General features: G+C 41.6%; 11 protein-coding genes and 1 other annotated feature. All 11 genes read right to left on the bottom strand.

Annotated features, from left to right (window positions below; all coding sequences use genetic code 11):
* Window positions 1–100: 100 nt before the first annotated feature.
* The 11 genes from A2536_01050 to A2536_01100 all read right to left on the bottom strand — a co-directional run bounded on the left by A2536_01050 (window position 101) and on the right by A2536_01100 (window position 11,788).
* A complete protein-coding gene (locus tag A2536_01050; protein ID OGF44611.1) occupies window positions 101–1,375 on the bottom strand; it encodes a phosphomethylpyrimidine synthase in 1,275 nt (424 codons plus the stop codon).
* Window positions 1,376–1,533: 158 nt separating this feature from the next.
* A complete protein-coding gene (locus tag A2536_01055; protein OGF44620.1) occupies window positions 1,534–2,142 on the bottom strand; it encodes a thiamine-phosphate diphosphorylase in 609 nt (202 codons plus the stop codon).
* Window positions 2,126–2,557, bottom strand: a complete 432-nt coding sequence (locus tag A2536_01060; GenBank protein ID OGF44612.1) for a hypothetical protein — start codon at window positions 2,555–2,557, stop codon at window positions 2,126–2,128. Before A2536_01060 ends, A2536_01055 begins: the two co-directional genes overlap by 17 nt.
* Window positions 2,558–2,778: 221 nt before the next feature.
* Window positions 2,779–2,881 (bottom strand) — a binding site (TPP riboswitch).
* Window positions 2,882–2,891: 10 nt separating this feature from the next.
* The gene (locus A2536_01065; protein ID OGF44613.1) at window positions 2,892–3,977 is read right to left on the bottom strand and encodes a hypothetical protein; all 1,086 of its coding nucleotides are present in this window, start codon (window positions 3,975–3,977) and stop codon (window positions 2,892–2,894) included.
* Window positions 3,978–3,988: 11 nt separating this feature from the next.
* Window positions 3,989–4,798, bottom strand: a complete 810-nt coding sequence (locus A2536_01070; GenBank protein OGF44614.1) for a hypothetical protein — start codon at window positions 4,796–4,798, stop codon at window positions 3,989–3,991.
* Between the two features lie 275 nt (window positions 4,799–5,073).
* Window positions 5,074–6,126, bottom strand: coding sequence for an oxidoreductase (locus tag A2536_01075; GenBank protein ID OGF44615.1), 1,053 nt, complete (start codon window positions 6,124–6,126; stop codon window positions 5,074–5,076).
* A gap of 114 nt (window positions 6,127–6,240) precedes the next feature.
* Window positions 6,241–8,283: a hypothetical protein gene (locus A2536_01080; protein ID OGF44616.1), complete on the bottom strand. Its 2,043-nt coding sequence runs from the start codon at window positions 8,281–8,283 to the stop codon at window positions 6,241–6,243.
* 125 nt (window positions 8,284–8,408) lie between these two features.
* The gene (locus A2536_01085) at window positions 8,409–9,257 is read right to left on the bottom strand and encodes a hypothetical protein (GenBank protein OGF44617.1); all 849 of its coding nucleotides are present in this window, start codon (window positions 9,255–9,257) and stop codon (window positions 8,409–8,411) included.
* Window positions 9,258–9,261: 4 nt separating this feature from the next.
* Window positions 9,262–10,230 carry a dehydrogenase gene (locus tag A2536_01090; GenBank protein ID OGF44621.1) on the bottom strand — a complete coding sequence of 323 codons (969 nt, stop codon included), beginning with the start codon at window positions 10,228–10,230 and terminating at the stop codon, window positions 9,262–9,264.
* Window positions 10,231–10,315: 85 nt separating this feature from the next.
* Window positions 10,316–11,266 carry a hypothetical protein gene (locus tag A2536_01095; protein OGF44618.1) on the bottom strand — a complete coding sequence of 317 codons (951 nt, stop codon included), beginning with the start codon at window positions 11,264–11,266 and terminating at the stop codon, window positions 10,316–10,318.
* 231 nt (window positions 11,267–11,497) lie between these two features.
* Window positions 11,498–11,788: a hypothetical protein gene (locus A2536_01100; protein OGF44619.1), complete on the bottom strand. Its 291-nt coding sequence runs from the start codon at window positions 11,786–11,788 to the stop codon at window positions 11,498–11,500.
* Window positions 11,789–11,790 lie beyond the last annotated feature (2 nt).

Genomic DNA, 11,790 nt, shown 5'->3' on the forward strand with positions numbered 1-11,790 from the left:
CAGTGCGATACATGGCTTGCTCCTTTGGAGTGAATATGCCATATTATATCATGTTAGTAATTTAATTGCGACACAGTCTGAATTACGAATAACCAAATATCTATCCTAGATATTTGGTTATTCGCTTCATTGCGCAAAACTCACCGCACATCGTGCAGGTGTTATCGCCTTTTCCGCTCTTTCTATACTTTGTAATCTTGGCAGGATCTAAAGCGCATTTTTTCTGATTATCCCAATCCAGATTTTTTCTATAGAAGGCCATGCGCTTATCAATTTCCATAGCACCGGGGAGTCCCTTACCTATATCGGCTACATGAGCTGCTATTTTTGAAGCTATGGTTCCTTCACGGACATCATTAATATCCGGAAGACCCAGATGCTCCGCGGGAGTAACATAACAGAGGAAATCAGCGCCTGCAGTACCCGCAATCGCTCCGCCTATGGCCGAGGTAATGTGATCATAACCGGGGGCTATATCCGTAACGAGAGGGCCCAGAACATAAAAAGGCGCTTCATGACAAAGACGTTTTTCCAATAGAATATTTGCTTCTATCTGGTTAATCGGCATATGGCCCGGTCCTTCTATCATTGCTTGAACTCCTGCTTTTAAAGCCCTTTCTGCCAATTCCCCAAGGATAATCAGCTCCTGTACTTGCGCTCTATCAGTGGCATCGGCCAGGCAGCCGGGTCTGAAACCATCTCCCAGCGACAACGTTACATCATATTTCTTCGCAAGATCCAGAAGATAGTCATACTCTTCAAAAAGAGGATTTTCTTTATCGTTATGCATTATCCATTCAGTCAGGAAAGCTCCGCCTCTGCTTACGATATTTGCTATACGCCCTTCTCTTCTCAGACGTCCTATAGTTTCCTTAGTCACCCCGCAATGCACGGTGATAAAATCCACACCATCTTTAATATGTTTTTCAATACCTGCAAACATCTCCTCTTTCGTCATCTCAACTACCGACTTTCTCTTCCTGATCGCTTCCACTGAAGCCTGGTATATCGGGACAGTCCCTACCGCTATTGGTGAATTCTTAATGATCATCGCCCGGGTCTTATCCATATCCCCGCCGGTACTTAGGTCCATTACGGCATCAGCACCGCATTCTATTGCAACTTTAAGTTTTGCAAGTTCCTGTTTTAATGTGGACCTCTCCGGAGAAGTCCCTATATTTACATTTACTTTCGTTTTCAGCCCTTTACCTATTCCACAAACTTTCTTTGGTTTGTGAAGAAGACTTGAGGTAATAACAATACGTCCTGTGGCAATACCGGTACGGATATATTCCTTCGAGACGTTCTCGGACTTTGCAACGGATAACATCTCCCCGGAATATTTACCTTTACGTGCTATTTCGATTTGAGTCATGTTACACCTCTCCCGTTCACAATTTTACTTTACACCCGGACAATAAATTCGAAGTATGAAATTTGAACTCAAAATAAGCACTAAGACTAAAGCACTAAATTCTAAACAATTACTAAACATTTAATAACTAAATCACAAACAAAATCTTTGTATTTATATCAATAAGCTTCCTTTTTAGTGATTAGTGCTTTGATCTTAGTTATTGGTTTTCTTGCTCCGCATATTGCCGATATTACAGCTGCACAGGAAACGCCGGACTTATAGACTTCTTTTATATTAGTGCTGTTTATTCCGCCGATGGCTACGACAGGTATGCTTACTTTTGAAACTACATTTTCTAACCGGCGTAAACCTGCAACCGGAGGTAATCCTTTTTTTGTGTTAGTTCTAAAAACCGGGCCAAAACCGATATAATCAACATTACCTTTAAGAGCCTTCATTATCTCTTTATTGTTATGCGTGGAAATACCGATAAAACCCTTAAATATTTTTCTTGCTTCCCTTACAGGAAGGTCCTTTTGTCCGAGATGCAGACCATCCGCTCCGGCAAGTACCGCCAGATCCGCCCTGTCATTTAAAATAAACAAAGCCTTGTGTTTTTGGCACTCTTTTTTAAATCTTTTGGCTAAATATAAGACTATATCATCCGGAGCATTTTTATGCCGCAATTGAATGATCTTAACTCCCGCATTTAAACATATTTTTGCGACAGACAAGGGATCATTTTCCGCCAAAGCGCAAACTTCCGGATCAATTATTGCGTAAATGCCTTTTAGCCTTTTTAATAAACTTTTTTTCAAGATCATAGATAAGAAACCTTGCCTTTTTGAAAGCTGCCGAGCTCTCAGGATAGATAATCTTTGAAAACTCCTCCAGAACCCTGGTACTTTCCTCAACTCTTATAATATTTGCTATGATTACATTTTCAAGAGATACGGTTTTTGCCTTTTTATCAAAGGAAGCCGGTCTCCCTAGATCCTTTTCTGAAGCTCTGGAAGACACAAGGTCAAAACGGTCAATAGCTTTTGATATCAGATGACGGACTGTTTTAATATTGCCCGTAAGTTTCTTATCATTCAACGCAAAGCGGGCATAATCTTCCATGATACGAAGGCCTTCTCTAGCCCTATTTATATTTACATCCAGTATTCTTTTTACGGCTTTGTTATTTTTGCTATTCATATATGCCTTCGCTAGTTTTTAAGGTTCATAAGGTTTGTAAAGTTTGTAAGGTTAAACATCTCGCGATTATTAGCAGTAAAGCATTTTTCAAAAACAACTCTCACTAATATTGCTTTAAACACATAATACCACAATAGCGTAAAACTTTAAAAACCTTATAAACCTTACAAACTTATTTTAACGAAAAAGAGCCGTAATCCCTTTTGAGAAATTACGGCTCTTTGATTTCCGTTTACTTTCCCTTCGTTGGAATTACCCAAACAGGTTCGAATGGTATACTCTCAGCCATCTCGCCAAAGGCGGACAGCACCCATACTTGCAAATTCTATTTAAACTACAGACCTAAAGTAATAGAAATTCTATGGAATCTTTCTTCAAAATTTCCGGCATAAAGACCGCGCTCAACTCCATAGCTCGCGTAGTCCAGGAAACCAAACAAGCTGAAGCCGAAACTTACCCAGCCCTGATAGAAACCGCCTCTTACGACAGCAAGACCGATCAAATTCACTTCTGCGCCCAGGCTGATTTTTTTCATCATCGTTGTACTGCCAAACAGATCATTAACATCAACTGCGATTGTAAGAGGTACGCCAGGTATCAGGTTAGGTTGAAGTGAATAACCAAAAACCCAGTTGGAGGCTATCGTGTCCGTTCCAAGAATACTATAAACGTCCCTTCCCACCAAAGAGAAAGTCGACGCCCACGACGGCAGATTATAGTTAAGAGCAACGTCTACACCATATCCCGTCTGAGGGTTTGCAAGTCTGTTAATCATACCCTGAGGGTCAAAACTTGCCATAGAAAGAATTGATTTATCTTCAGTGGTAGAAAATCTCTGCATAAGCTTAACAGTCGCACCAAAGCCGAATTTACCGCCGCCTAACATATTGCCGACTTCGTTAAGCATATCAAGCTGCGTACCATAGGATATCGGTACGGTAACATCTATCTTTGCCGCAAGATGGGCTTTGATATCGAGTATTTCTTCTGAAACCGATACATTCGCAGTCGCCTTTGCAAAAGCACCTACACCGAAGTTACCGATCGGAGTATTGATTCCGGTCACGGAGAAGTTATCCCCTACATTCAAGAAAATACCGGCGTTTATCAACTGCTGAATGTCTGAAGCAGACCAGGTGCTAAAATCCCCGCTTAATTTATCGGAGTTATTTACCAGCCACCCTGCAAAATCAACGGTTTTCTGGTTGGTTTCAATTTCCAATTTCAAGAGACAGATATGAAGAGACTGGTTCTTTGAAAGGTTAGCAGGATTATACATAAGCATGCTGAAATCATCAGCAACTGCGGTATAGGCCCCGCCCATACCAAGTCCCCGAGAGCTTTCATAGAAAGTTGACGGCACAACCGCACCGTAAACCAGCGTAGACAAAACTAATATCAGTGTTAATAATTTTTTCATTTATCCTCCTTTTATGAGTTAAGCGTATTGATTTCGGCCTGAACCTGCAGCAAAAAGTCGCGAACAGATGTCCAGATTGAACTACCACCGGCCGTGGCAATCGCCACATCAAGACGGACTATAGCCGCTGTCAATTCTGCTACGGCTGCTGCTTTCGCGGTATTCTCTATATCTTCTACAATTTCATGGGTAGTAACATTTATAACATCTGTCGTACCGTTGCCATTATCTCTCACATTATAATCCAATGTTCCATCAAATCCGGGATCAACAACCAGGAAGACGCCTTTCAAAAGATGCGCAAAAGCAAGAGACGAATTAAGACCTACATCATTTGCGGGAATTACACCGTCACAAGTACCGTCGGCTATCGGATCAAGATAATAGATTAACTCTGTGCATAGACCTTCCATAATTTTGGCATTTACACCAAAAGGATTCTGTAAGTCATCGATCATCAAGGTAGACTTAGCAATTATTCTATTTGCCACAGGAGCAAAAGCTTTAGGTGCGCCGCTGCTCATGCCGGTACCGCTGGTTATAAATGATGCAATATCAAAACCCGCGTTTTTCACATAGGACTTTACATAGCCATATCTTGCCGAACTATTTGCCGGTTCATTAGCCACAACATCAGCGTACATCGCCATAGCTGCAGCATAATCACCAGCTGCATACGCATTCGCAGCGTTCTCAGGCGTCGGGGCTAAGGTACCCGCAGCCGGTGTTAAGGGCGCAAATATATTGAAGCCCTTCGTGCAGCCGCCTACGAATAGAGCTACGCAGGCAATTGCAATACCCAGAACTATTCTTTTTTTCATGACTTTTTCCTCCTTAAAACAATTTTCTCAGATTTTTTTATTGATAATTATGCAGGGTCTTTCGCCATAATTATCTATCACGTAGATTATAGCACAATAACTGATATTTTTCAATATGACAAAGATCAGTTTCTATGTGAGTTTTTATACAATAAAAACTCACGTTACGAGCGGCGGGTAACGGGTTGCGAGTTGAAAACACACTGTATCCGCCTTAGCGGATATAACAAAAAGCTTTTCCCCGTAACTCGTAACCCGCGACCCGTCACTTTCTTTTAATCCTTAATGCTTATCTCTTTTCCCTTTTTCGAGGATTCGTATATCGCTAAAATTATTTGAACGGCTTTACGTCCTTCTTCACCGTTCACCATCGGGTCACGGCCTGCTTTAATGGCTTCAACCATATCCTTCACATGCGCAATATGTCCGGAAAATTCTATGGCTTTAGGGTCTGAATGCGCCCCTCCTGTTGTTTTTACCCGGGCCGAGGCCATTTCGGAAGCCTTATCCTTTTCACCTTCCACTTCCCATTTTAGAATTTTTGCTTCTTCAAGTATTATAGTGCCTTTGGTGCCTGAAACTTCAAATTTCGTCTCCAGCCCTGGCCAGATCGAAGTGGTTCCTTCTATTACTCCCCATGCCCCGCTTTTAAAAGTCACCAGCGCGAGCGCCGTATCTTCCACGGGAATTTTTCTCACCTTAGTGCCGCATTTTGCATAGACAGAAGAAATGCCGCCCATTATCCAGCTGATAAGATCAATACCGTGAATACCCTGATTCATCAAAGCCCCGCCCCCATCCAGCTCCCAGGTCGCTCTCCAACCGGCACTTTTGTAGTAAGCATCACTCCTGGTATATTTAAGATAAGCGTCTCCCAGGATCATCTTACCCAGAGTTCCATCCTCTACGGCTTTTTTTAAAAGCTTTGATTCAGGAAAAGTTCTTCTCTGAAAAACCCCGCCAAAACGGACATCCGCCTTCCTCGCCGCCTCTATCATTCTGTCAATTTTGTCAAGCGTAACATCCAGGGGTTTTTCGCAGAGTATATGTTTTTTTGCCTTTGCAGCCGCCAGTGTAACTTCCATATGAAGCCCGCTCGGCGTGCAGACGGACACCGCATCAATATCCTTATTTTTAAGCATTTCATTAAAATCTTTGTAATACTGTTTTACATTGTATTCCTTGCAAAGTTTTTGCGCCTTTTGCTCTTCAATATCACAAAAAGCAACTATTTCAGCGAGACCGGGATTTGCAGCAACGCCTCTCGCGTGATATCCTGATATATTTCCGCAGCCAATTATTCCCCAGCCAATTTTACCGTTTTTCATAACAGTTGTTTCTCCTTTTTAATTTTTGTAATTCTTCTCTCTTTCACCCATATTATATAGTAAATCGATAGTTTTGTAAATGCAAAGGGAGAAGCCTTATTTAAACTGCAGTATCTATTTTTTCACAAGTGTACCTTTTTTCAAGTTAAACACATTCCAACTCCATGCTTTTAGCGGAATTATCTGTTTCTTGGTATTCCAGGATACAGTAACCTTTGCTGACTTTCCGTTGTTTATTAGAAAAAGCAGTCTTTCCTTTCCTGAGAGTCCCGTCCGCCACTGCACACCGGAATTTTTTTCTCTCTTTATATCAAAGAAGCTTTTTACACCGCTATTTTCTACAGTAGACTTCACAAAACCTTCAAAACCTGTATACGGTGAGCCGGAATAAGCTTTACCGCAAAAAGTAGCAAGAGCAATAATTTTCCCGTTACCTAATTTTTTTTCAGCCGCCAGGACATTTCCGTCAGCGTCTTTCGCAAGGACTTCTCCGTCTTCAAACTTTAGCGGAGTTATCCAGGTGGCACTTTTTAATTTATTTGTCCCCAGAATAAAAGCGCTGTTTTTATTGTTCAATTGTCTCCTTCCCTCATCGGACAGGCCAAAAGCAGCCGCCAGTGTCCGGTCTTCAGGATAATTATAGAAGCCAAGGCTTGTATAGGCATCCATTTCGCTTTCCACAACTAGCGTTCCTCCCTTTTTCACAAAGTCTATAAGGGCTGTTTTGGCGTTTTTATTCACGATCAGAGGCCAAGGCATGAAGAGGACCTTTAGATTATTAAGATATTTAAGATGTGAACTCTCAACGATATCGTAAGAGATATTCAACTTTTCCAACGCTCGGGCATAACCTTCAACTGATTCTACCGGATCATCTGCGTGCCCTTTCTCAGCCCACTTCATATAATACGTATCAGGTTCAAAAAATATTCCAACCTGGGGATCATCCTGCATATAACCATCAAAGAGCTTTTCATGTTCTCTCATCTTGTTACAGGATACACTTAAAGCTTTGAGCCTTTCTTTTTCAAGTCCGTCGTTTCCTGTAAGCCCGAAACCTGAGGACTCCACGCCAAAAACCTCATCCCTCCAGCACCAGAAGATAATACCTTTGGCCCCGCGGGAAAACCCGTTCCATACCCAGTTATTCTGCGCTTCCGGAGTTACGGACTTATGAACATCAATACCCCATCTGGCCGAACCGCCTTGAAGTTCGCTCACCCACATTGTTTTGCCGCGCGCTGCACTTCGCACCGCTTCAACCCGGAAACCAAATTCATTAAAATCAAATCCTCCTCCCCCGAAAGGAAAGTGAGAGCAGCCGCAACCATCAAGTTTATCTGTAAGTTCAAAATCATTTCCCCGGGAAAGCGTATGTTCGAAGTCGTTGCCTCCCATGCTTATTGCAGGACTCGCTCCATGAGCAGAGATTACTCTCGTTTTATCATATTTTCGGATTCTTTCATAGCGGAACGCTATATGTTCTGTTGCTCTTTTAGTAAGGAACCTTTCGAATTCCATCATTTCAGTATAAGTTCTGCCAAAAGTTTTACCCGGAAGTATATCTTGAAAAGATGTGTACCTTCTCTGCCACGCCTCGTTTATCCCTTTTAGTCCTCCATGTTCCCCGGAAAGCCATTCGCGGAACGCCTTTAGCGTATGGGGGCAATAGCAGACATAACCATCTGCATTAACATTCCACCTGAACTCATTCCAGCAATCCCAGCCTATAAGATTATCCGCCTTTGCGTATCTTTTTGCGGCAGCCTCGAGAAAACTACCCATTAATTCCTTAACTTTCGGATTATCAGTGCATCCTCCGGGAGTGAGACCGACATTACTCTCGCTCCGGCAGGAAGAAATGACTTTATTCCCCATATGATCAACCATATTAGAATCCGGAACAACTCTATGTATCCAAAAAGGATGGATCTCAGCGATAGTGCTTAATATCACTTTTAATCCATTCTTCTTAGCCATATCAAAAAGGAGATCATAATCATCAAAATTATATTTTCCCGGATCACTCTCCACCCATCCCCACATTACCCATAGTTGGAGCGCCGTAAACCCGGTTTTTTTCATTAGTTTAAGGTCCTCTTCAAAATAACGCTGTTTTGGAAACGGAGGCCTGAAATATTGAGCAGCTATGAACATTTTTTTCTCCTTTAAAAAATAGATTCTGAGTTCTGCCAAAAAGTATCGACGAAATATGGAACAGAGTAACTATATCATAGGCGAAAGGAAATGTCTTGGAGGGAATTAAGGGTTCTTGGACTCTTTTAAGCTTTCTTTCGAAGAGCTTGAGGTGAAATGCCTTTCTGCTCTTTAAAAACTCTGTTAAAATAACTTATATCGTTAAATCCCGATTCCAACGCAATCTCGGAAGCTTTCATGCTGGTACTCAAAAGGAGGCGGACCGCATGTTCTACTCTTAGAGAGTTAACATATTCGGTAAAGGTCTTACCCGTAATGCGTTTAAAAATATCACAAAAATACTCTTTTGTAACCCCTGCTTTTTTTTCGGCTATTTGTGCCAGATCAAGAGATCTAAGGTAATTCGTATCTATATAGAATAAGGCTTCCGCAAGTTTTCGTCCCCTTTTCCCTTTCTTTCCCTTGGAATAAGCCCTGGTTACCGTTACCAGAAGATCGGCAAGCATAACTTTTATGGCAGTACGATAACCTTCAGGCTTTTTTTCATATTCAAACAGCATATCTTCAAGTATCACCCTGACCTTAACATCCGCTCTTCCCGTAAGAGAAACCGTTTTAAAACCCTCTTTTTCTGTTTCCACATAAAAAAGTTCCAGAAAACCTTTTATATCCGCCAGCAGATTTTTATGCGTTTCCAACAAAGAAGGCAGAAATATACAATTACAGATCATGAAATCCGGGGACGAATTCTCAAAGGCATGCGCAACCTCCGGAGTCATCAAAATAATATTTCCGGCCCTTAATGTTTCTTCTTTTTTTTCAAGTATGTGTTTTGAGGTTCCGGAGACAACATAGAAAAATTCAAAATGTTCATGAGTGTGCTTTGCAAAGCCGGCAATTTTATTTCGCGCTATATAAAAAGGGAAAGCCTTGTCTTTTATCTGTTCATAACTGGAATACTTTTTAACATTCATAAAGTTATTTAAGCGGCAGCTCAATCACTTTGTTTTTCTTCGCGGATTCATAAGCGCCAAGAGCTACTTCCATGGCTTTAAGTCCGTCGTATCCGGAAATGAACGGGGTCCGGTTATAAATTATCATATCAATAAAGTTCTTTACCAGTCCGAGATCAGCATTGGAGCCCCAGCTGCGGCAGGAATGCTTTCCGACTTTATCGTCATATACATCTATTACTTCAGAGAAAGCGTCAATATATATGTTGCCTTTTTCTCCGATTATATCCATTGTCACATCCCCCCAGATCGGGAAGGACTTTGGTCTGGACCAGGACGGGTCAAGCGAAGCAAACACACCGTTTTCAAACTCAAATAATAACGTCCCGCAATCATCAATCTTCATATTATGAATGCTTTTATCGATTTCCGCATAAACAGTTCGAACCTCGCGTCTTACAAACCAGCGAAGTAAATCAGCCACGTGTACGGTATGATCCATCACTGCGCCGCCGCCGGAGAATTTCTTATCGGTAAACCATCCTCCCGGCATAGAGCCGTGATTTGTTGCTTTAATTGCAAGTATCCTGCCGATTTCCCCGCTGTCTAGAACCCTTCTTGCTTTAACAACAGAAGGTATGAATCTGCAGGGGAACGCAATCATCAGCTTAACCCCTTCTTTCTGTACCACCGAAATCATTTTATTCGCATCTTTCAAATTAGTTGATATAGGTTTTTCACAAAGGATATGTACTTTTGCCTTGGCTGCAGACTCGGTCATCTTAAGATGTTTAGAATTTTCCGAACATATTATGACAGCATCTAACTTTCCGGCAAAAAACTTTTTTTCAGTACTGAAGAAATTCACGCCAAACCGTTTTGACATTTCCCTGCCTCTTTTGGCATCATCGTCAAAAATACCGGCAAAATCAGCATTAGGAATATTTTTTAAACTTTCCGCATAACTGCAAGCATGCATATGCGCAAAACTCATTATTCCAACTTTTACTTTATCCACTTTTCCCCCTTTTTTCACTTCACTTCCTTCGTTTGCTTCACCTGCTTTTCCTGCTGCCTTTTTACACTTTCACTACATTCCTTGTCTTTACGGATTCAAGCGCGGCTAAAGACACCTTTAAAGCTTCGTAAGCATCATGCAGAGTGATTCTTGGAAGTTTATTTTTCAATACATATTCAACAAACTCTCTTATTTCCATCTGATTAGCGTTTTCATCAACCGGGTTTTCCCTCATAACATCCCCATCGGAATGTTCAACTTTAAGAGAAGCCGGATGCCGGCTGTCATAATTTACCAGCCCTCTGGTACCCGAAACTTCTACCCGCGCGCGGAATCCGCCCGGATGAGCCCAGCTGGCTTCAAGATGCGCAATAACCCCGCTTTTAAAGCGAAGAACAGCAAGCGCATAGTCCATATTCGGGATTTTTCCCCAGCTTATATCTTTGGCATAAACTCTTTCGACATCGCCAAAGCACCATATTAAAAAATCAATATCATGGATCATAAGATCCAGAATGACTCCTCCGCTTTGTTCCCTAAAGTTAAACCAATTATTGGATGCTTTGGGAAACTTTGAACATCTTGTTATCCTTGCGACCGCCGGCTTTCCCACGCAGCCGTCATCAATAGCTTTTTTTATCGCCGCATATTGATTAAAATATCTGACCACATGTCCGACCATTACTTTTGCTTTATACTTTTTCACCGCTTTCAATATTTCATCAGCTTCTTTAACTGTACGGCACAGCGGTTTTTCCACGAAGACGGGTTTTTTTGCAGCTATCGCTTCCAGTATATATTGTTTGTGAGTGTCGGTAGGAGTTGCAACACAAATAATATCACACTCTTTTATCAACTGGATATGATCCTTATAGGTTCTTATGCCGGCTTCCCGCGCTTTATTAGGATCAGTGTCATAAACCCCGTAAACACCGACCCCCGGAACCCTTTTAAAACTTTCAAAATGCTTCCGCCCCATCTTTCCAAAACCTATTATACCGACTTTTTGCATGTTAACTCCCCCTCAAACAAGATTCCACTGATACAAAGTGTAAATCCAATAACTAAGATCTAAATTCTAAGCACTAAACAATTACTAACAACTAAATATTAACAACCAAACAACAATCCTTTTCTTGTTTAAATATTAGTGCTTAAGTATTTGTTCTTTGTTGTCGAGTAGAACTCATAACTACAAGTCCCCTCACAGAACCGTACGTGAAGTTTTCCCTCATACGGCTCTTCAGTCAAACATCCTCATACGGACGGATATACCTTGTAGATGCTGTAATAGATTTTCGGCTTCGGCAACTTCCTTGCAAGTATATTGGCGTATTCTATTTGTGTAAAACTCTTCTTCTGACTTCGCCTGTTTACCCATTTGAATACAAGCTTTGATGTGCTTCTGTAGTACTCTTGCAACATCCGGCTGTTCCCGCTCATTCCAAAATATCGGTAATGCCCTATCATCTTTACTTGCAGCACTTTCCACCATTCTTTCAGCTTGACGAGATTCCTCACCTTCTTCAGCCACTC

It is taken from the genome of Candidatus Firestonebacteria bacterium RIFOXYD2_FULL_39_29 (assembly GCA_001778375.1).
In the GTDB taxonomy this organism is placed as follows: domain Bacteria; phylum Oederibacteriota; class D2-FULL-39-29; order D2-FULL-39-29; family D2-FULL-39-29; genus D2-FULL-39-29.